This window comes from Clostridium puniceum (genome assembly GCF_002006345.1).
In the GTDB taxonomy this organism is placed as follows: domain Bacteria; phylum Bacillota; class Clostridia; order Clostridiales; family Clostridiaceae; genus Clostridium; species Clostridium puniceum.
The window spans coordinates 1-23,152 of sequence record NZ_LZZM01000229.1; the positions used below are offsets into that span (position 1 = coordinate 1).

Annotated in this window: 18 protein-coding genes and 2 rRNA genes; 4 read left to right on the forward strand and 16 right to left on the reverse strand. The window is 27.0% G+C overall.

Annotated features, from left to right (window positions below):
- Positions 1-183: 183 nt before the first annotated feature.
- From CLPUN_RS24415 to CLPUN_RS24430, 4 genes are all read right to left on the reverse strand, one after another.
- Complete coding sequence (locus CLPUN_RS24415) at positions 184-1,050, reverse strand: NAD(P)/FAD-dependent oxidoreductase (protein WP_077849810.1); 867 nt, start codon at positions 1,048-1,050, stop codon at positions 184-186.
- A gap of 195 nt (positions 1,051-1,245) precedes the next feature.
- Positions 1,246-1,725, reverse strand: a complete 480-nt coding sequence (locus tag CLPUN_RS24420; RefSeq protein ID WP_077849811.1) for a glutathione peroxidase — start codon at positions 1,723-1,725, stop codon at positions 1,246-1,248.
- Positions 1,726-1,933: 208 nt separating this feature from the next.
- Positions 1,934-2,242: a thioredoxin gene (trxA, locus tag CLPUN_RS24425; RefSeq protein WP_077849812.1), complete on the reverse strand. Its 309-nt coding sequence runs from the start codon at positions 2,240-2,242 to the stop codon at positions 1,934-1,936.
- A gap of 232 nt (positions 2,243-2,474) precedes the next feature.
- Positions 2,475-3,641, reverse strand: coding sequence for an MFS transporter (locus tag CLPUN_RS24430; protein ID WP_077849813.1), 1,167 nt, complete (start codon positions 3,639-3,641; stop codon positions 2,475-2,477).
- A gap of 496 nt (positions 3,642-4,137) precedes the next feature.
- Between CLPUN_RS24430 and CLPUN_RS24435 the strand changes: the two genes are divergently transcribed.
- Positions 4,138-4,842, forward strand: a complete 705-nt coding sequence (locus tag CLPUN_RS24435; RefSeq protein WP_077849814.1) for a DUF624 domain-containing protein — start codon at positions 4,138-4,140, stop codon at positions 4,840-4,842.
- Positions 4,843-5,067: 225 nt separating this feature from the next.
- Here the strand turns inward: CLPUN_RS24435 and CLPUN_RS24440 are convergent, their stop codons facing one another.
- The 8 genes from CLPUN_RS24440 to CLPUN_RS24475 form a co-directional block, all read right to left on the reverse strand.
- A complete protein-coding gene (locus CLPUN_RS24440) occupies positions 5,068-5,544 on the reverse strand; it encodes a methylated-DNA--[protein]-cysteine S-methyltransferase (RefSeq protein ID WP_077849815.1) in 477 nt (158 codons plus the stop codon).
- 28 nt (positions 5,545-5,572) lie between these two features.
- A complete protein-coding gene (locus CLPUN_RS24445; RefSeq protein ID WP_077849816.1) occupies positions 5,573-6,463 on the reverse strand; it encodes an ROK family protein in 891 nt (296 codons plus the stop codon).
- 217 nt (positions 6,464-6,680) lie between these two features.
- Positions 6,681-7,433, reverse strand: a complete 753-nt coding sequence (locus tag CLPUN_RS24450; RefSeq protein ID WP_077849817.1) for an EFR1 family ferrodoxin — start codon at positions 7,431-7,433, stop codon at positions 6,681-6,683.
- Positions 7,434-7,596: 163 nt separating this feature from the next.
- Positions 7,597-9,372 (reverse strand): M3 family oligoendopeptidase, encoded by a 1,776-nt coding sequence (locus CLPUN_RS24455; RefSeq protein ID WP_077849818.1) that lies wholly within the window; start codon positions 9,370-9,372, stop codon positions 7,597-7,599.
- 187 nt (positions 9,373-9,559) lie between these two features.
- Complete coding sequence (yicI, locus tag CLPUN_RS24460) at positions 9,560-11,911, reverse strand: alpha-xylosidase (RefSeq protein ID WP_077849819.1); 2,352 nt, start codon at positions 11,909-11,911, stop codon at positions 9,560-9,562.
- A gap of 109 nt (positions 11,912-12,020) precedes the next feature.
- Positions 12,021-12,848: a carbohydrate ABC transporter permease gene (locus CLPUN_RS24465; RefSeq protein WP_077849820.1), complete on the reverse strand. Its 828-nt coding sequence runs from the start codon at positions 12,846-12,848 to the stop codon at positions 12,021-12,023.
- Positions 12,848-13,726 carry a carbohydrate ABC transporter permease gene (locus tag CLPUN_RS24470; RefSeq protein ID WP_077849821.1) on the reverse strand — a complete coding sequence of 293 codons (879 nt, stop codon included), beginning with the start codon at positions 13,724-13,726 and terminating at the stop codon, positions 12,848-12,850. Before CLPUN_RS24470 ends, CLPUN_RS24465 begins: the two co-directional genes overlap by 1 nt.
- A 71-nt stretch (positions 13,727-13,797) precedes the next feature.
- Positions 13,798-15,129: an ABC transporter substrate-binding protein gene (locus CLPUN_RS24475; RefSeq protein ID WP_077849822.1), complete on the reverse strand. Its 1,332-nt coding sequence runs from the start codon at positions 15,127-15,129 to the stop codon at positions 13,798-13,800.
- A 242-nt stretch (positions 15,130-15,371) separates the two neighbouring features.
- On the opposite strand from CLPUN_RS24475, the gene CLPUN_RS24480 reads away from it, so the two are divergent.
- Positions 15,372-17,249 (forward strand): sensor histidine kinase, encoded by a 1,878-nt coding sequence (locus CLPUN_RS24480; RefSeq protein ID WP_077849823.1) that lies wholly within the window; start codon positions 15,372-15,374, stop codon positions 17,247-17,249.
- Positions 17,227-17,997, forward strand: a complete 771-nt coding sequence (locus CLPUN_RS24485) for a response regulator transcription factor (protein ID WP_077849824.1) — start codon at positions 17,227-17,229, stop codon at positions 17,995-17,997. The genes CLPUN_RS24480 and CLPUN_RS24485 overlap by 23 nt, the downstream gene beginning before the upstream one ends.
- 273 nt (positions 17,998-18,270) lie before the next feature.
- Here CLPUN_RS24485 and CLPUN_RS24490 read toward each other — a convergent pair whose 3' ends face one another.
- Together CLPUN_RS24490 and CLPUN_RS24495 are read right to left on the reverse strand one after the other, a co-directional pair.
- Positions 18,271-19,560: an O-acetylhomoserine aminocarboxypropyltransferase/cysteine synthase family protein gene (locus CLPUN_RS24490; RefSeq protein WP_077849825.1), complete on the reverse strand. Its 1,290-nt coding sequence runs from the start codon at positions 19,558-19,560 to the stop codon at positions 18,271-18,273.
- A gap of 496 nt (positions 19,561-20,056) precedes the next feature.
- Positions 20,057-21,805: an amidohydrolase gene (locus CLPUN_RS24495; RefSeq protein WP_077849826.1), complete on the reverse strand. Its 1,749-nt coding sequence runs from the start codon at positions 21,803-21,805 to the stop codon at positions 20,057-20,059.
- Between the two features lie 282 nt (positions 21,806-22,087).
- Here CLPUN_RS24495 and CLPUN_RS24500 point away from each other — a divergent pair, with 282 nt between their 5' ends.
- Complete coding sequence (locus CLPUN_RS24500; protein WP_077849827.1) at positions 22,088-22,552, forward strand: peroxiredoxin; 465 nt, start codon at positions 22,088-22,090, stop codon at positions 22,550-22,552.
- Positions 22,553-22,777: 225 nt separating this feature from the next.
- Here CLPUN_RS24500 and rrf read toward each other — a convergent pair.
- Both rrf and CLPUN_RS28270 read right to left on the reverse strand, forming a co-directional pair.
- Positions 22,778-22,894 (reverse strand): 5S ribosomal RNA (rrf, locus tag CLPUN_RS24505).
- A gap of 134 nt (positions 22,895-23,028) precedes the next feature.
- Positions 23,029-23,152, reverse strand: a 23S ribosomal RNA gene (locus tag CLPUN_RS28270); the annotation flags it as partial.

Below are 23,152 nucleotides of genomic sequence, written 5' to 3' on the forward strand. Positions count from 1 at the left end.
GTGTTATTATTTGGGTAGTCCATAGTGATTATCCTCCGTGTATGTTTTTTGTTTAACGATTAAATCATAACACAGAATAATCCACTATGGATTTTTTATTAGTTCAATTTCATTTTACAACAGGTCTCCTTTTAAAAACGTATAACTTCTATAAATTATTTTGAATTCCATCCTTAACATAAATTATTTTTTAGAAATATAATCAATATAACTAACTGCTGATAATGCTGCTATATTACCTTCTCCTGCCGATTTTATATATTGATACGGCTTTCCAACAACATCACCAGCTGCAAAACAACCATTTATATTTGTTTTCATTAATCTGTCTACTTCAATATGGTTTTTTACTATTTTAAGACCTGGCACCAATTGTCCTGGAGAAATGCTATCTCTTAATATAAAAATTCCATCTGTATCAATTTTTGAATTTTTAAGTTTAAGATTTCTTACTTTATCTTCTCCTATAATTTCAATTGGGACATCATTAATAATTTCAATAGAAGAATCTACTTCAACCTCCTCATTATACATAGGAATATAATAAACTTTAGCTGCTATTGTTGCAATAAAATTAGCTTCTGCCTCTTCATGTTTATTATATGCTATTATTGTGACAACTTTGCCTTTATACAAAGGCGCATCACAAGTTGCACAATATCCTACACCTTTTCCAAGTAATCTTTCTTCACCCTCAAATAATTTTCCATACTGAACACCTGTTGCTAATATTACAGTGGTTGCTTCATAAATTTTTTCATTTACCATTAATGCAAAATAATCACCCATTGCATATACATTGTTAATCTTCTCTTCGGTTATATTAATATCCATTTCTTTTAAATGATTATTAAATTCTTCTTGTATTTCCTTGCCACTCTTTCTATAAAAACCTAAATAATTATTAATTTCATGAGCTTTTGAAAGCTTTTGAGTAAGCTCTTTATTCCCAAATATTACAAATTTCTTTTTTCTTATTTTTGCATTTAATGCTGCTGATAATCCTGCTGGCCCGCTCCCTATTATTGCAATATCATATCTTTCATTCATATTAATTTCCTCCAATATGTTCAATGAATTTTAACTAAACGCATATATTCTGCTAAAATTTTACTATTAATTTTTATTTATGTAAATTCAAATTAAACTGCTACCTTAAAATAATACATAACCAATACGTATATGAGTTTGTTTATTGAGCCTTATATAAAATAATTTATTACTATTAATATATACTATTATAGTTTACAAATTCAATAATTTCAAAATATACTCTTTTATTTTTAGTGGTTTTGTAGTTGGAGAATATCTCTTTATCACTTTTCCATCTTTATCAATTAGAAATTTAGTAAAATTCCATTTTATTTCTTTACTAAATAAACCTTTTTCTTCATTCTTTAAATATTTATATAATGGGTGTGCATTTTCTCCATTTACATTGATTTTCTCAAACATAGTAAAAGTAACTCCATAATTTAATGAGCAAAATGATTGTATTTCTTCATTACTTGCTGGATCTTGACTTGCAAATTGATTACAAGGAAATCCTAAGATTTCAAGCCCCTTATCATTGTTTTCTTTATATAAAATTTCTAATTCTTCAAATTGTGGTGTCAATCCGCATTTACTTGCTGTATTTACTACCAAAACTACCTTGCCCTTATATTCTTCCATTTTCACTTCTTGGCCATTCATCTTTTTTGCTGAAAAATCATAAAAATTCATTTCTCCATCTCCCTTTATTCATTAAAATTTAAGTATTTAAACTTGATTTCAAATTTTATAAATTTTGATCTATATTTTTCATATTATTTTATCTCCATCATCTTGTTTAATGCATTTACAAAAATTAAATTTGATTCAATTTATTTGTTTAAATAAAAACATAGCAGCAATATATTTACATACTATGTTTTATCTCTTAAAAAATATTCTATAAATTAGCCTCTACAGCTTGTTGTATTTTTTCTTTAGGTAAAAATCCTACAAGCTGTTCCACTTTTTGACCATCTTTAAAAATAATCATTGTTGGAACACTTGAGATTTGGAATTCATTTGCTAATTCTAAACTTTGATCAATATCAACTTTTATAAATCTAGCCTTTCCTTCCATCTCACCTGATAATCCTTCAAGCACTGGAGCTAACATTTTACAAGGTCCGCACCAAGTTGCAAAAAAATCAACAACTGTAATTCCCTTTTCTATTTCACTTTTCAATTCATTGCTTCCTACTATTTTCATCTTTCATTCCTCCGTTTTATCTATAAAATGATATTTCGTTAACTTTTCCTTCTATTAATTATTTTAAACCTTTTATATTATTAGTATACATTTTTTGTATTTCCTAAAATTTAATTTAATACAACTAATCTATGTTTTTATTTTACTTGGTATAGTATTTATTGTCAATATATTTTAAATTTCTTTTTTATAACTGAATTTATTATTATTTCTATATAAATTTATTTTTTCTTTAACTCCTATGTTCCATGCAATTTAAAACAAGTGATAAAATAAATCCAACACCAGCAGTTACAGCTACAATAAAAATTGTAGTATTAACATTGAAATAATTAGTAATTGTTCCACCGATTGAAGGCATAATAAATGCAGATACCCCTGAATAAATACTAAGAGCTAATAATAACCCTGTAGATTTTAACTTTTCACTTGAAAATTCAAATATTAATATACGGCTGGCAAGCATCATCATTGGACCAGTAATTATTTGAAAGCCGGATAGCAGAATCATGGAGTACAAACTATTGCTGATTCCGAAAAATATAAACTGCAACATAATTGTAAACGCAGAAATAGAAAGTAATTTATACGGTCCAAATTTTCTCAAAAAGAAACTACCATAAATATATACTGGTATTTCTACTAATCCCGGAATTGTCCATTTATATCCAATTTCAGCATTAGTTGCTCCTAATTCTAACATTTTGTCAATTATTGTTGTTGCATTAGAATTATTAGCACAATAAACTAAAAATAATATTACTATTGTTAATATGTATTTTTTATTACTTAGCAATTCTCTAATATCCATAACTGTAATTTTTTCAGTTTTCTTTTCATTAGCTTTTGATCCTTCTGCAATTAAAAACATTAATCCGAGCATTATAATTGTTAAAAGCACAATAATTAATCCTAATCCTTTATATGCAAATAAATCTAATAATTTTGCAATAAATATACTTGCCACTGCCCACCCTATAGATCCAAATGCACGTATAAAACTAAATTGTTCTCTCGCTTTCTCTCCAAATGTAAATAACCAATTATCAAAATATCCAAAATTTAAATTAGCGAGTCCTGCACTCATAGAAATTAAAATCATATGTAATAGGAACATTTTGGTTTCCAAACTATAAAATAAATATGTAAATATGGAAAATGCTAATACTGCAATAATACATAATTTTTTTACGGTCTTGTATTTATCCGATAAAATTCCAAATATTAATTGAAATGCAATAGTTGTAATTGCATAAGATGAAATTAAAATTCCTCTTTCCATAGGATTATATCCAATACTTGATAAGTAGGGAACATATTGAGTATATCCTAAAGCTATAATTCCATATGCCAGAAAATATATGAAACAGAATTTTATCATTAAATTTTTATCCTTCATCGTTAATCTCCTTAAAATCATTTATTATCTAAAATATTTAAATATGCTTTTATAAATTATAGTTATACTATATTAACATATCATATTTAATACAAATTCTAATGATTTTAGTCTTTTTAGTAACATATTATATTCTTTAGTTATATGTTTTTTCAGAAAACAACTTGTTTTTTGAAAAAACATTTTCTCCAGATGATAATGACATTTATTTAAAAGTTTCTCATGATGATATTTGAATTAAAAAAGCGAATTACCTTTTATTTTATCTTCAAAAAGGGTAAAATCTAATGGTACAAGTTCTAAAGGAAGTGGTTATGGAATTAGAAATATAAATGAACGTTTAAAACTTTATTACGGAGATGATTACGTTCTTTCCTTCAGCAGTATTTATGAAAAAGGAACTGCCGTTACTATTAAAATACCTATAATAGATGATGAAGTCTGAAATAGATAATTTCATGACTTTTATTCCTCAAGAAAGGAATTGATACAATTTATGAAAAAAGAATTTTATGATAAGCCTCTTTACTCAATATCAAATTATGTTATAGCCTTTTTATTAAGCAGCATATACTTAACTATAAGTAATATATTGCTTATAGTATTTTTTATTTTCACTGCAATATCACCAAATAGCTTTAATTTATTGCTCTGCTTTATTTGTTTAATACCTTTAGGACCGTCCTTAGGTGCATTATATTCAACCACAGGAAAAGTAATTCGTGAAAAAGATATTTATTTTTCTTCTTATTTCTGGAATACCTATAAAACTAATTTTATTTCTAATTTAAAGCTGTGGATGATTGAGCTTATTGCTATTACAATATTATTTATTGATTTTCAATATTTCTATTTACACTCACCGGGAAATGGAATATATATAATTTTTATTGTTCTAATAGTAATTTCATTAATAGTAGGCTTTTATGCTTTTGCTATAAACTCTAGATTTGAATTAAAATTAAAGGATTTATTAGTATTATCACTATATTATGTGATAAAAAAATTCCCAGTAACCATAATAAAAATTGCTGTTATTGTTTTAGGATATTTTGTATTAAAGAATGTTTCAATTGTATTTATAAGTTTTCTACCTACAATGGCCTGCATTATCTTCTATTTTTATGATAAAGTTATATTTGCAGAATTAGAAAATAAATTTATGTCTTCTAATAATGATAATAAAGACGAAATTAAGTAATATACATAATTATAAAATATAACTAAAATAGCCACATTATAAAAGGTGATATCTCAAAATACTTATTAAAAATTGAGATATCACCTTTTATTTATAAATTTTTATATATTCGAAAATTTAATTACTCTTCTAACTTCATTTGAGAACTATTGTATTTAAACTATCATTATCTTTTACTAACCTTACTCATTAAAATATTTCACTTTTTGAGCTTATTAAAATACCTTATTTAAAATCTAAATACTTTTTCTCCAAATTAAGAAGCATTTTCTTTACCTCTATTCCACCTGCATAGCCAACTAATTTACCATTAGCACCAATTACCCTATGACATGGAATTACAATCATAATTGGATTTTTATTATTAGCCATTCCAACAGCTCTTGATGCTTTTTCATTTCCTATTATCTTTGCAATTTCACCATAACTTTTTGTTTCTCCAAAAGGAATTTCTTTCAAAGCATTCCATACTTTCTTTTGAAATTCTGTTCCTTCAGGCTCTAGCGGTAAATCAAATAAATTACATTTTCCTTCAAGATATTCATTGAGCTGCTTTATAGCCTCTTTTAATAATAATGTTTCTTTTTTTTCTATATCCTCTTCTATTTCTTTCTTCACAAAATCTATCTTAGTGATTGCTTCACCGTTTTCTTCTATTTTTAGTCTTCCAATCTTAGTCTCATAACAAAATACATTTTTCATTTTTACCTCCTAAGATTTAGTCTTCTTGTTAGTTTCTTATAATAAAATTATATAATGCGCCTATAAGATTAGCATCATTTCTAAATTCACATCTAACCACATTAGGCTTTGGAACATCAAATGGGAAAGTTTTATGATACTTCTCTACGTTTTTTTGAATATATTCTATTAATATATCCTGACTACTTATTCCTCCACCAATTGCTACTACTTCTGAATCTAAAATACATTGTAAATTAAATATTTGAATAGCTAATTTATATGTAAAATCATTTAATACTTTAAGAATATCTTCATCCCCATTATTAGCATATTCAAATACTTTATATCCATCTACTTCTTCTGGAATCAAGTTTTTAACTTTTGCTGTAGCACCTATTAAGGCACTTGATCCATTTATACCCCCCCAACAATTTTCCATCCCTTTCGTATCATTAACGTTAGTTGCTATAAAACTAAATTCACCTGCAAAAAAGTTTTTCCCTTTATGAATCTTCTTATTTTTTACAATTCCACCACCTACACCTGTTCCAAGCACAATAACGACACCATCTTCATATTCCTTTAAACTACCTTTCCATACTTCTGCAAGTGCAGCACATTTTCCATCATTCTCTATTGTTATTTTAGTAGGACATCTTTCTTGCAGAATCTTTACAATTTCTTTTCCATTATTATAAGTCAATGAACCACCAGTATAAGCGTAACCTTTATCACTATCTAAAACTCCTGGCATACTTATCGCCATTCCTTCTATATTATCTTTATATATATCGTATATTTCTCCAACTACTTCTATAAAATTTTCAATATTATCAAGTGGAGTTTGTTTCTTTCCTTTCTCTATAAAGTCTAATTTTTCTGTTATAAGTGCATATTTTATTGCACTTCCACCAACGTCTAAAACTAAATATTTCATTTTACACCTCTTATGTTGTATTTTAAATTATATTAATATATATTGTAATTTTAATTATTCAACAAAATTAAGCTATTATAACTAATTTAAATGAAAATTACTTTTTACAAAATATATACTACAAACTTCATTCTTAACCAAAATTAAGTTAATGTGAAGATTTAAATAAAAATTACTTTTATAATATATTTTTATTAATTATTTTACTTTTTTAATTTTATAATAGTTCGTCCCTTTTAATATATGGATTAAAATATCTATTCTTTTTAATAGTGGCTTTTCCAATATTTATTGCTTCTTTAGGACATATATTTATACACGCCATACAGTCTGTACACTTACCATTCCATTTAGGTCTGTTCTTTTCCATTGAAATATTATCAACCGGACAAACTTTTTCGCACATTCTACATCCAATACATTTATCATTTACATTGAAATTTTTATCTTTGTTCTTATAATAATCCTTCCAAAGTATATATCCTAAATTTCCAATTCCGCTTTTAAATTCTTTTAATTTTACCTCTTTTTTCTTTAGTGACTCTATAAATTCTAATATTTTACCTTGATTCTCTTTTATGGCATCTTTAGATCTTTTTTCTGTAGGATTCTTTCCCATTCTTGTATAGTTGGAAATATATTTAACAGTGAAATAGTTACTTATTTTATTAGTTAATAACTTATTTATTTGACTAAAGCTATTATCTGCCCCTCCTCCGCCAGTAACTCCAATTGCAAAAATATATGCTTCCTTATTTATTTTTATCTTTGAAATAAATTCATTTACTACAATTGGCAGACCTCCACAATGGATAGGGTATATGAATCCAATTATATCTTCACTAACATTAAATTCATTTTCTTTTAATGCTTTACTAATAGAAATTAATTCACAATCTTCAAAGTTCTCTTTTATTATTTTAGAAACATATAATGAATTACCTGTTGCTGAATTATAAAATATCTTCATTTCTATCCCCTCTTCCAACATGATTTTAATTATTATCTTATTTTTTTGTTGATTATTCATCATATACTAAAAAACATATATATTGCAATTTTAATTTTCCATCAACTTAAGTCAATAGAAATTATTTTAATAAAGACATGTCTAAGTTAATAAAATTTATATTCTACTTATTACTAAGTTCAATAAATTCCTTTATATCTTCTTCAACTGTCTTTAAAGAATTTCTCCAAAATTCCTTATTATTTATATCGATTCCCATAACCTTTGCTACATCTGCTATTTTATTTTTTCCTGTAATTGAAAGCAATCTTTCATAATCTTTAGAAAAGGATTGACCTTTCTTTATATACTCAGCATATAGTCCCTTTGCAAATAATAATCCAAATGCATATGGAAAATTGTAATAATTATAATCTGCATCGTAGTAATGTGGTTTCCAAGTCCACATATATGGATGTAAAAATTGGGGATCTAAACCATCTCCATAAGCTTCTCTTTGAGCTTTTAACATAAGTTCTTTTATTTCTTCAACGGTTAAAGCACTTTCTTTTCTTGCTTCAAAAAATGATTTTTCAAATAAAAATCTAGAATATATGTCAACAATTACTTGAGTACAATCACTTATTTCAGTTTCAAGAATCGCTAATGCTTCCTCCTTAGTTGCTTCTTTTATTGCAGCCTTTTTAATTATTGTTTCACAGAAAGTAGATGCAGTTTCTGCTATTGGCATTGGATAATCTGAATTTAATATAGTCTCCTCATTTAAACATTCTCCATGAAAACCATGACCTAATTCATGAGCAAGTGTCACCACATCACCAAAGTTTTCTCCATAATTTAATAATATTCTACTTTCCCCAATAAAATGTAAGTTTTCGCAGAAAGCTCCGCCTACCTTTCCTTCTACAGGCATAACATCTATCCAATTATTATTTATAGCCTTACTGGCGAAATTTCCCAAATTATCGCTAAATGTTCTAAAATTCTTTTCTACAAACTTAGCACCTTCCTCATAAGAAAATTTCATATTAGCTTCACAAACAGGTGCATATAAATCATAAAATGGTAATCCATTTTTATGACCTAGTAATTCACCTTTTCTTTTTAGGTATTTCCTAAATTTTGGTAGACTTTCTTCCATGGCTGAAAACATTGCATCTAACGCTTCTTGGTTCATTCTTGAATCTATAAGTGTTTTTTCTAAAACTGATTGATATCCTCTAAAATCACAAACGGTTAAAACTTCTCCTTTTATGGCATTTAAAGCTGCTGCTATTCCTTCTTCTATCTTTTTATACGCTTTCATTTCTGATTCATAAGCTTTTTTTCTTACCTTCGCATCCTTATCATAAGCCATATTTAAAATTACAGTCAATGGTAGTTCTTTTATTTCATCATCCTCTTCAATTTCTACTTTTAATGTTGAAATTAAATTATCCTTAAGTTTAACCCATGCATTTGATCCTGTATTTTTCATATTAGCTACTATATTTTCTTCTTTATCACTAATCAAATATTTACTTTGCTCAATAACAGTATTTAATATAAATTCATGTTTCTTAAGCAATTCAGATTTATTTATTATACTATCTATATTTTCTATACTGCTAATATATTTTTCAAGCTTAGCAGAACTCTCTACTAAATTAGTTAATTTTTTTTCTAAAACATCTGAATATTTTAATGCTTCCTTATCTTTTGTATTTACGCTTAAGCTAAGATTTATAAAACTATTTAGCTTATTTGATAATTCTGTTATTGTTGTAAACTTAGTTATATAATCTTCTAATTTTTTTGCTAAATTTTCCTTATCTTTAATTGTTTCTATTGCCCATATATTAATATCCTCTATAACTTCAGTAAGCTTTTCTAAATCTGACTTAAATTCATCACTATTAAAACCTTGATAAACTTCTTTTAAGCTCCAATTTAATTCCATTCTAATTCCTCCTAAACGTTTCTACTGTCTTTACTATTTTATAACATTATTCTATTATTAATTATACTGCATAGTTAAAGTTTTTTCACATACTCTTTTAATAATAATTTGTAAAAAATAAAACTAATAGGGTAAACTCTTATAATAAGTATTTACCCTTTAGTTTATAGTTTAAGTTATTTAATTTTTAGTTGCTTAAATAGCATTTACATTTAGCATTTCCATCATTTAATAAAATTTTTGTATCTTCTCCTTCAATTATAAATTCTCCACCTTGAACTTTATTTATGTTTAATAAATTTTTTAATAGTAAATTCCATTCACCATCTGTTCCCGTAGATTCAATTATAATTTCATTATCCTTTTTCAAGACTTCTACTTGAAGACTTATATTTCCCTTCATATCTATAACTGTAGTATTTACTTTTTCATTCTCTTTTAATTCATATGCCAAGATTGATACATTCTTTCTATAATCATAATCTGGCTTTGAATTTTCATATCCAGTAGCAATAAGACTATTTTCCTTTATCATCATAGGCACACTTAAATAATTATGTGTTTCCTTAATCCATCTCCCCCCCTTATACTTCTTCCCATTTATGAAATTCGTCCAAATTCCTTGTGGTAAATAATAATTAGCTTCTCCTTCTTCATTAAAAATAGGTGCAACTAAAATTGAATCCCCTAGCATATATTGTTTATCTAAATAACTACAAGCTAGATCGTCTTGAAATTCTAATACCATAGATCTCATAACTGGAATTCCTACTTTTGATGCATTGCTAGATATATTATATAAGTATGGCATTATACTACATTTTAACTTAGTAAATAATCTAACCACATCACAAGCTTCTTCGTCATACAACCATGGCACTCTATATGAACTGCTTCCATGTAATCTACTATGAGATGATAATAACCCAAAAGCTACCCATCTCTTATAAACATCTGCAGTTGCCGTACTTTCAAAGCCGCCTATATCATGGCTCCAAAATCCAAAGCCAGACATACAAAGTGATAATCCACCTCTTAAACTTTCTCCCATTGATTCATAATTTGCTTCACAATCTCCACCCCAATGTACTGGAAATTGTTGTCCTCCTGCGGTTGCTGATCTTGCAAATAAAACTGCTTCATCTTCTCCTATATTTTCTTTAATAGTATCAAATACTACCTTATTATATATTTGAGTATAGTAGTTATGCATCTTATATGAATCTGATCCATCAAAATAAGCTACTTCTGTTGGTATACGTTCACCAAAATCGGTCTTGAAACAATCTACTCCCATATCAATTAATTCTTTAAGTTTACTTGAATACCATCTACATGCATCTGGATTTGTGAAATCTACAATTCCCATAGCAGGCTGCCACATATCCCATTGCCATACATCCCCATTAGGTTTCTTTAATAAATATCCATTTTCCATACCTTCATCAAATAATTTTGATTCTTGTCCAATATATGGATTAATCCAAACACATATTTTTAACCCCTTTTCTTTTAATCTCTTTAACATTCCTTTAGGATCTGGAAACACCCTCTTGTCCCATTCAAAATTACACCAATTAAAATCCTTCATCCAAAAGCAATCAAAATGAAATACCCTAAGTGGAATATCTCTTTCTGCCATTCCATCTACAAATTCAGTTACAGTCTTTTCATCATAATTTGTAGTAAAAGATGTTGTTAGCCATAATCCAAATGACCATGCTGGTGGCAATGCTGGTTTTCCAGTTAAGTTTGTATAGTTTTCAACAACTTCTTTCATAGATTCCCCAGCAATAATGAAGTAATCCAAACATTCTCCTTGAACACTAAATTGAACTTTAGTAACTTTTTCCGATCCTATTTCAAAAGATACTTTTTCTGGATGATTTACAAATACACCATATCCTTTATTAGTAATGTAAAAAGGAATATTCTTATATGACTGTTCAGTACTTGTACCTCCATCTTCATTCCATATATCAATACTTTGACCATTCTTTACAAGAGGTGTGAATCTTTCTCCGAGTCCATAGACTAATTCACCTACAGATAATTGTAATTGTTCTCTCATAAAAACATCTTCTTCTGAAACATGCATAAAAGTTCTTTCTTCTGCAATTTTTACATATGCTAAACTTTTAAACATACTAGAAGTTAATTTTTTATCGTCTTTATAAAAACTCATTTCCCATATATTTTTATCTAATATCATTTTAGTATTTCCTGATTTAAACAAAATTGAATCTTCATCTTCTTCAATTAATGGCTTAACATTTTTATCTTTATAAATTTCAAAACTAGGTTCCTTATTTTGTTTTCCCATATAATGATATGCTCTAACTCTTATTATATTTTTCATCGGCGATGAAATTTTATATGTTATAACTGGACCTCCAAGAGTGTCACCTCTGGTATTTATTTTATTACAAGGTGCATATATTGTTAGAACATCTTCTTCTATTTTTGTGCTATAAACTTCCTGAGGACTAAATACTTTATATCCTGGTTTATTCAACCAACATCCATTACTAAATTTCATATGAACACACTCCTATTCACTTTTATATTTTAATTTTATATTTAAAATTTTTTACTATTTCGTCTGTAATACTTAATATTTTTATATGGCTTTAATTATTTTAATTAAATTAACCTTTAACAGATCCTGCTGAAACTCCTCCAACAATATATTTTTGTCCTAATATAAATACAACCAATACAGGAAGCAAGGTTAAAATTATATCAGCACTAACTAAATTCCATGAATTTTCATATGCTCCAAAGAAATTATAAACGGCTAATGTCATTGGCCATTTTGTTGAATTATTTAAATAGTAAAGTGGCATTGTAAAATCATTCCACACAGCCATAAAATTTAAAACAAATAAAGTTGCAATAATTGGTTTTAATAATGGTAAAATTATTTTAACAAATAATTTTACTGGTCCACACCCGTCGATAACTGCTGCTTCATCAATTTCTCTAGGAATTGTCGAAATAAAACCATAAGATAAGAATAGACTAAGTGGAATGTTAATTGCCGCATAAATCAAAATAATACCTATTCTAGTATTAACAAGATGTAATGCTTTTAATACTTCCATCAATGCAACATTGTTAATTGGTATCGCTATTCCGGAAATTATAAAATAATAAATAAAATTATTAATTCCTCTTCTATTTCTTGCTATAACAAAAGCTGCTGCTGCTACTACAATTATAATGATTAAAACACTACAAGTTGCATACAAAAGACTATTAAAAAAGGATGAAACTAATTTTCCTTGTTCAATTACTGTTTTATAGTTTGCAAATATCCATTCCTTTGGAAGAGATAGAGACATTTTATTTGATTCACCTTGACTCTTGAAAGAATTAAGGAATAATACTACAAGAGGTATTAAAACAATTAAACTTGTAAATATTGCTACAATATTTACCGTTATAGTTCCAATAAGTTTTTTCAAACTACTCATTACATTTCAACCTCCTTATTTTCCATAGATTTTATAATGAAATAGAGTGAGAACAATAAAACAAAGAATAAAATGCTAGATAACGTAGTACCCATTGCATAGTTCCCTTTAGAGAATTCTTTATAAACCGCAGTATTAATTACTCCAGTTGCATTACCTGGTCCACCATTAGTTAATGAATAAATCATATCAAATACTCTAAAACCATACGTTACATTTAATATTGTTACATTTATAATAATTGGTTTTAATAATGGTAGTGTTATTGAGCGAAATTTTTCCCAAAAATTAGCTCCATCAATATTTGCTGCTTCATAATAATCTGGAGAAATAGACATTAAACCAGCAATAATAACAACCATTATGTATCCCATACCTTTCCAAGTATCTACTGACATAACAGTAGGAAATACCCACTTTAAATCTGTCAGCCAATTAATTGCTAAAAAATCTAACCCAATAGAATTAAGAAAACCATTTAAAAATCCCGTTTGTGGATGCAGCATACTTTTAAAAACAAGGCCCACTACTAAATAAGACATTACTTGTGGAGAAAAGATAACCATTCTATGAAAATTTTTTAATTTAATTACTTTTTGTGTTAATAATAAGGCTAGAATTAAACCTACAATAGTCTTCATAATTGTTGTAATTGTTGTAAATACGACAGTATTCCATATATACATTCGATATTCCGACTTTCCTTGAAATACTTCAAGATAATTTTTTATTCCAATAAAATTAATTTTATCAGTAAAATTGTTCCAGTCAGTAAAAGAATATAATATACCAATAATTCCAGGTAAAAAGCAAAGCAAGAAGAATATAATTAATGCTCCACTTGTAAAATACCACGGATATAGCTTATTTCTGTCCATTCTTTAATCCCTCCATTTTAATAAAATAAGGTTTCTAGGATGAGAAACCTTATTTATATCTAAATAATTTTTTACTTATTCCAATCAGGGTCTTTTTGTAATTTGGCTTGTTCTGTTCTTCTACTCATAATTGTTTTTAAAACATCTTGTGGGTTCGATGAACCAGTATACATAGCTTCTAAATCTTTACCAATATCCATCCATTGACTATCAATATATTTAACACCAGCTTGCATAACCATTCCCTTTTTTAAAGAATCTATATATGTTTGATCTTCTTTTGAATACTTTGATGGAATTTCTGGCCAGCATATCTCTGATAGTCCTGGTTGTCCATCCAAACGTTTTTGTAAATTTTCAGGCTTTGCTAAAAATTCAAAAAACTTTAATGCTTCTGCTGAATGTTTACCATTTTTGTTGATGAAATATGCATTACTTGCTGGATTTACTCCAATTGCTTGATTATCCCCCCAAGGCATTACAAAGATACCTAATTTATTAGTATCAAAATCTGGAAAGTCTCCTTTTACTTCATTTCTCCATGCTGCTTCTGCTATAAACATTGCTGCTTTTCCCTTTGCCATTGCTTCTTTTGCATTTTCAACAGAATTGCTTAAATAACTATCTCCATAGAATCCTAGAGTAGCAAATTCTTTTAATTGACTAATAATAGTTTCTAATTCAGGCACAGTGTCTAAATCGATTTCATTTTTGTTAAGTTTATTATATAAATCTGGATGTTTTTGTTGATACATAGCTCCTGTTTCGAATAAAGGAAGTACTTGATGCCATCCATTTTGAGTTCCTTCAAAAATTGGAGTCACTCCAGAATCTTTAATTTTTTGACATACATTTTTGAATTCTTCATAAGTAGTAGGAACTTTTAATCCTAATTTTTGAAAAATTTCTTTATTGTATACATAAAAATACATTTTCTTTCCTGGGAAAGTAATACCATAAACCTTATCCTTGTAAGAAATTGATGGAATAACATTAGGATCCATTCGTTTTACCCATTCTTCTTTTGATACATCTACTACATATTTCTCTGGATTTACTCTTGTTACCAGATTCAAAGGATCCGCATCTGCACAAAATATATCTGGAGCTTCTCCCGAATCTAATTTCACTTTCAATAAATCACGCCATTGAGCATCAGGTGAAATTTGAAAATCAATTTTAATTCCTGTTTCAGTTTCGAACTGCTTTGCTAATTCTTGTACAACACCAGATGTTGGGAGACCAGATTGATGTGATCCAAAAGTCAATGTAACCTTTTCCCCATTTGAAGACTTTGAATCAGTTGTAGTACTGCCAGAGTTTCCTCCACAGCCTGTAAGTACACCTCCTGCCATAACAGTGATACATAGTGCACTTAACAATTTTATTAAACGTTTTCTCATAAATGTATACCTCCATCTTTTATAATATTGAATATATTTTATTGATGTCTAGCAAAAAATAATAAGTAAATTTTATTATTATTTTAACTTATTACTTCTTTCACGCACTCAATGATATGCTTTACATCGAGTACATGTTTATAATAACATTCACTCACTTTATTAAACATAGACAAAATAGAACTTCCTTTTGCACTTTTTTGAACAGTAGTATATAATACTTTTGGAAAGGGGTATTATTAATGAATCGAAGATTTTATTATTCACAAAAAGTATATTTATTTTTTGCTTATGGATTTCTAGTTACTATCTTGTTATTCTCATTTTTTATCTGTTTCTATTCTTTTTATAGCAAAAATATTTACAAGGATGCAACAACAAAATCAGAAACCCTTTGCGCTTCTGTTCATAAATCAGTATCTACAGAATTAAAAAATATGTCAACTGTATCTATGAATATTGTTTATTCTAATGCAATTAAAAAAAATTTCACCAGCTTTGCAAAAAGTAATACTGAGAAAATTGAACCAGATAATTTTTTTCCATATAGAGAAAACGTTTTAGCAATATATGATATCATTACAGCAATCATAGGCCCATTTCAATCTGCATCTCAAGTCAATCTTTATACCTTAAATGGAACCTGTATTGGCTCTGGGTATTTCCAAGGTGTTACAAATGTTAATTTGCAAAGTATTCCATGGTATAATTCAACTATTGAAAAAAATGGAGCTAAAAATATTTCAATAACTACAAATAACTTATTGAATATTCCTAAAAAAAATAAAAACATAGCTGGAGATAATTTTCTTTCATTAACTCGTGCATTTTTTAATAGTAGCAATGAACCTGAGGGCATTGTAGAAGTATTGCAAGATTATGATGTGATTTTTTCTTTAATTTCAGAACTAAAACAAAAAAATCCTTCAACTTCCTTTTACGTATACAATGAAAAAAATGAATTAATTTACCCATATGAATCGGAGTCAGCTACTAAGACGAAATATATAGATATTATTAAAAGTAACGTTTTAGTGCCCTCTGTTGGATATTTTATTGATATTGATAATAAAGAAAGTGTTCTTATGTCATATCAAAAAATTGATTCCTATAATTGGACAATTGTTACTAGTGAACCAAAGAGTGTCGTCTTTAAGTCTTTAAATTCATTTAAAGAAGTATTTGTTGTTATTATTGTTATTTCAATTTTTTTCACTTTACTTTTATGTTTTATTATATCAAGTCGTTTAACTTATCCATTAAGTAAGTTAACTAAAGCAACAAAAAAAGTAACAATCAATAGAGTATTAAATGAAAACGAAACCATATTAACTTCTATTAATAGCAATGTCATTGAAATTTCTGAATTATATCAATCATTTTTAGATATGTATGCTAAATTAAAGGATTCTTCTCATGAAATTTTATTACTAAAATCAGAAGAAACTAGAGCAAAATTGCAAGCAACTCAATCATTGGTAAATCCACACTTTTTATATAATAATTTAACTAATATAAGCATTATGGCAGAAGAAAATATGAATGAAGATATTATAAAAATATGTCATGCCTTATGTGATTATTTTAGATATATTACAACAAATGATGAAACCGCCGTTCCTCTTTTTCAAGAAATTTTATATACAGAGAAATACATTGAATGTATGAAAATGAGATACGGAAAAGATTTTATTTACTATTCTAATATTGAAGAATCAACAAAAGACATTTTAATTCCCAAACTAATAGTACAACCTATTGTAGAAAATGCCTTTAAATATGGATTTAGTTCCTCTCCTCCATGGAACTTAAAAATTAATTCTAAAATAGAAGATGAAAAATGGTTAATCAGTATTGAGGACAATGGAGGTTGTCTTAGTGATATAAATAAAAATAAACTTTTATCCTGCTTCCATAATATCAATAGAAATGAAGAGCTAAAAAACTTAAAAATTGGTGGAATGGGACTTAGAAATGTATATTTAAGATTACACCTTCTATATGATGAACAAGCTATTTTTAGAATTGATAATACTCAAGAAGGTAAAACAATCTTCACAATTGGTGGTCCAATTTATTTAGATAAGGAGGAATTTTATGAACAGTATACACAAATATAAATATATTGTTGCCGAAGATGAACACTTAATTAGAGAAAATATAATAAAAAAAATCGATTCCTTAGAGCTTCCTTTTGAATTAGTGGGTGAAGCCAGTAATGGAGAAAATGCAATTTCTCTTGTTGAGCAACTATATCCATCATTAATAATTACAGATATTAAAATGCCACAGTCTGATGGCTTAGAACTTATTAAATATATTCATCAGAATCATCCACATATAAAAACTATGATTTTAAGTGGATATAATGATTTTACATATGCTCAATCCGCATTAAAATATGGTGCTAAAGATTTTCTTTTAAAGCCAATTAAGATTGAAGAACTTAATGCAGCACTTCAGAATATTCTTATTCTTCTTGATTCAGAAAATAAGGAAATATCTTCATTTTCAATTGATCCTCATAGTCTAAAACCAGAAGATTTAAGTAAATTAATGGAAAATTATTTACGTAGTAATTATGCCTTACTTACTTCCTTAACTAAAATTTCTGATAAATTTGGATTTACTAATGAATATTTAAGCAAAATATTTAAAAAATATATTGGTGAAACTCCAATTAAATATATTACAAAAATTCGTATTAATGAAGCAAAACTGCTCTTAATTAATCAGCCTGAGTTAGAAATTCAAAAAGTAGGCGAATTGGTTGGTTATAAAGATGCATTTTATTTCAGTCGCGTATTTAAATCCAATGTGGGAATTTATCCTAGTGACTATAGAATAAAAAATTTAACCTCTCATTGATTTTAATCTTTTTTACTATACAAAAAATGAATATAAACAAATTAATTCTTATTATAATTAATTTGAGTAAAATTCAAATTTATCTTCCTATCCATCACAAAAAAATTTTCATAGTAAATAAAACAAGAAGTTAACTACTATAGTAAGTGGTTAACTTCTTGTTTTGGTTAATTATCAATTTTATTTAAATTTATTCGGAGCTTTATATATAATTTAAATTAACATCTAAACATTAATTACTCTGTATTTAACTATTTTTTATTAAACTTATTTTTAGTCTTCAAATGCTTGTGATAAATCGTAGATTATATCATCAATATGTTCTGTTCCAATTGAAAGACGTATTGTATTTGGTTTAATTCCTGATTCTTTTAATTCTGTTTCATTCATTTGTGAATGAGTTGTACTTGCTGGATGAATTACTAAAGACTTAACATCTGCAACATTTGCAAGTAAAGAGAAAATTTCTAATTTATCAATAAAATCTTGCGCTTCTTTTGTTCCGCCTTTAATTTCAAAAGTGAAAATAGAACCTGCACCTTTGGGAAAATACTTTTTATATAATTCATTATCAGGACTATTTGGTAATGATGGATGGTTAACACTTTCAACTTTGGGATGATTTTTTAAGAATTCTACTACTTTTATAGCATTTTCAACATGACGTTCAACTCTAAGAGAAAGAGTTTCTAAACCTTGTAATAATATAAATGCATTAAATGGACTGATACTTGCACCAGTATCTCTTAATATAATTGCACGAATTCTAGTTATGTATGCTGCTGCACCAACTGCTTCTGCAAATTTAATACCATGATAGCTTGGATCAGCTTCTGTTAATTGTGCGAATTTTCCTGAACCTACCCAATCAAATTTCCCCGAATCTACAATTACGCCTCCTAAGGATGTTCCATGCCCACCTATGAACTTGGTAGCTGAATGAACAACTATGTCTGCACCGTGTTCAATTGGTCTGAAAAGATATGGTGTTCCAAATGTATTATCAACAATTAATGGAATTTTATGTTTATGTGCGATTTCTGCAAGCGCATCAACATCTAAGATATTTGAATTAGGATTTCCTAACGATTCTATAAAAATTGCTTTTGTATTTTCTTGAATTGCATTTTCAAAATTTGCTAAATCATCTGGATCTACAAAAGTTGTTGTTACACCATTGGTAGGAAACGTATGCGCTAGCAAATTATAAGATCCTCCATATATAGTTTTTTCCGCAACTATATGATCTCCAACATGAGTAATATTTTGCAAAGCATATGTTACTGCTGCTGCTCCTGATGCTACTGCAAGTGCTGCTACTCCACCTTCTAAAGCTGCGACACGCTTTTCAAAAACATCTTGTGTAGAATTTGTTAAACGTCCATATATATTTCCTGCATCAGCTAATCCAAATCTTGCTGCTGCATGTGATGAATTTTTAAATACATATGAAGTTGTTTGATATATTGGTACTGCTCTTGCATCTGTTGCTGGATCTGGATTTTCTTGTCCTACATGTAATTGTAATGTTTCAAATTTTAATTTTCTTTCACTATTACTCATAATTTTTGCCCCCATTTTATCTTTAATTTTTTACTTTCACTAATCATATATATATGATAGTTTTACTATGATTTGATATTACTATTTTTCCTATTAGTTGTCAACACCAAATATTTCATACTGATTGTTTTTATATGTTTTAAATCTATATTTCATAAAAATAAGTCTATTTAAATAATATTTTAATTATTTAAACGGACTTAATTAATAAAATAATATATTAACAAACTATGCTATTAGCAAATTTTTTTAAATCAAAATTATTAATTTTTCTGAAATAATAATGTGCCATTAACATTTAACCATAAATTTATTTAGAATTTCTAAAATTATTTTTTATAAATTTAAGAATGTACAGTTTTGATTAAGTTTGATATTAATTGGCCCATAAAATCACATTAATATATAATATATATAAACTTAATTTTAGATACTATATTCATTTATTCGCTCCAACTTCTAATCATTAATTCTATTCAAATACTAACTGCTAATTTTATTCATTAAAATATACTAGCTCTCCATTAAAGTATGTCTGAGTAATATTAATCTCATGTATATCTAATGGTTCCGTTTCAAATATATTTTTATCTAATACTATAAAATCCGCCTTTTTCCCAACTTCTAAACTTCCTATTTCTTTTTCTTTCCCTAATATATATGAAGCATTTATAGTAAACATTTTAATTGCTTCAACTACAGATATCCTTTCACTAGGATTTAATCTATATCGATTATCCTTTAAATCTACTCTTTTAGGATATCCTGATGGAATAAAATCATATAAATTACGTATTACAGCACATTCAATAGCATTTAATGGATTACTTGTTTCCCAAATTTCCTGATCAAATCCTCCTGCTGTAACAATTTCTTCATCAATTAATGATTTAACTGGATATTCTCTATGTGCTCTTTCTTTGCCTATTGCTATTACTTCATTTTCTCCAAAACTTATGTTTTTATAGAGCCAAAAAGGCTTTATTATTGCATTTATATCTAATAATTTCATCATTTTTATATAATATTTAGTTATCAAATTTATACTTATTAAAGAATTTCTATAGCCATGTCTTTCATTATTGTTAGTGGAATATTCTATCCCATCAATAGCAAGTTTACAAGCAAAATCTCCACATGCATGAATGATTACATTAAAATTTAATCTATTTGCCATTTCTATTGCCTCTTTAAATTCAAGCATCTCCCACATAAATAACCCATTTTTACTACCTAATTTATTTTCCTCTTCATAAGATTTGAATAAATAAGCAGTCTCCATACCTATAATGCCATCTGTATAAAATTTTGAAACTGATATATTAAATAAATCAGTTTCATATATTATTTTATTTCTTTTCAATTGATGTATTTGTTCACATATAGTTTGTTTGCATATTTCATATGGCATAATTGTAACACCATAAATTATTTTTAATTTTAATCTATTAGTTATTTCTAACCTTCTATAAAATTCCAATGGAATTTTGCATTTTTGTTCATCAATTAGACCTATTGATGTTACTCCATAAGAATGTAATATATTTTGATATTTTATAAATTTACCTAAGTATTCCTTTTCGCTATAATTTTGAAATCTATCTATGTTAATTAAACTTGCAGCATTTTCTTTTAATGTCCCCCATAGTTCGCCCTCTTCATCCAATTCTATTTTTCCACCAACAGGATTTTTTGTATGCTTAGTTATTTTAAAATATTCAAATGCCTTATTATTTAACCATAATGAATGATTATCCAAAGATTTCAACACTATTGGCTTTTCAGTTTTTATATTTTCAAGCCACTTTTTATGTGGACCTTTAAATACTTCTACATATCTATTAGGTTCATTTTCTCCTCTCTCAAAATTTGAACTTTCCCACCCTAAACCATAAATTATTTCTTCTTCTGGATGCGAATCAACATAACTTTGAATCAATTTTAAATACTGCCAAGGATTATTTCCATCAAATAAAGATAATCCATCCTTTTTAATCATCAATTTTTGTGGTACGCAACTATTAGCATAAATAAAACCTGGTAATACAATCTTATATTTCAAATTAATTATTTGTGTTTTATCATTAGAATACTTTCTTATTTCTTCATTACTGCCTAAAGCCATTATGATTCCATTTTTAATAGCCATTGCTTGATAACTTCTATTTTTATCATCAATACTGTATATAATTCCATTAATAAAAAGCTTGTCACAATTACTTGAAGACTTTTCATTTAACTGCATTAATTCAGTTATCCCCCTCTTATTTAACACTAGAATTCAAACGTACTTTATTATATTCATAAATCTAAAATGTGTGAAATGATTTTTTACTATATACATTGTAATTTTTACTATTTAAAAAATTAAATTACGATAGCTAAACTTAATAACAATCCATTTCTTGCAATATATATTTTACTTTCTCGCCTTAGATTATGTAAAATATACAAGGTTTTAGCTTTACAAATATTAAATATTGATAGATAATAATTAGTAATATATTTTATATTTAGGAGGTATAATATGGAAAATTCCATTTTAAAAGAAGGAATGAAGGCTCCAGAGTTCACTTTAATAGGCTCTGACAAAAAAGAACATAATTTAAGTGATTTTTTAAATAAAAAAGTAATTTTATACTTTTATCCGAAAGATAATACATCTGCTTGCTCTCAAGAAGCTCAAGATTTCAAAAATTTCATAAATGAATTTAGTCAAAAAGATACAGTAATAATAGGTATAAGCAGAGATTCAATTAAATCTCATGATAAATTTATTTCTAAATATGATTTACCTTTTCTTTTACTTTCTGATGAAGATGAAATAGTTTGTAATCTTTATGGAGTACTAAAAGAAAAAAATATGTTTGGAAAGAAAGGGATTGGAATTGAAAGAAGCACATTTGTAATAAATGAAAAAGGAATCATTACTAATATTTATAGAAAAGTAAAAGTTCCAGGACATGTTGAAAATTTAGTATGCTCATTGTAATTTTAAGTATTTTATTATAAAAATTATCTGTAAAATAAAATCAAAGGATATGACCTATTAGAAGTGAATATCCTTTGGTTTTTATATATTAGTAAAGCATACAAATTGAAACTTTAAAATTTATTATTCTAACTATATTTTAAAATAAAATTCATGGAAAAATAATTTAATCTTAAATATAGTTATAATAAAAAAAGATAGTCATAATAACTATCTTTTTTGTTTACCTCGCAACGTCCTACTCTGCCACACAGTCACCCGTGCAGTACCATCGGCGCTATAGACCTTAACTGTCCTGTTCGGAATGGGAAGGAGTGTTACCTCTATGCCATCATCACGAGATGTTAGTTTTTCTCAAATCTATGATTAATCAAAAAACTTATATAAATCACGCTAGTGATTTATATTTCTTTGAAAGATTATTCTTTCAAAATTGCACATAACTTTTAATGTGTATTTACAACTTGATTATAATATTGGTCAAGCCCTCGACCTATTAGTATCAGTCAGCTAAATATGTTACCATACTTACACCTCTGACCTATCAACCTTGTAGTCTTCAAGGGGTCTTACTAGCTTACGCTATGGGAAATCTAATTT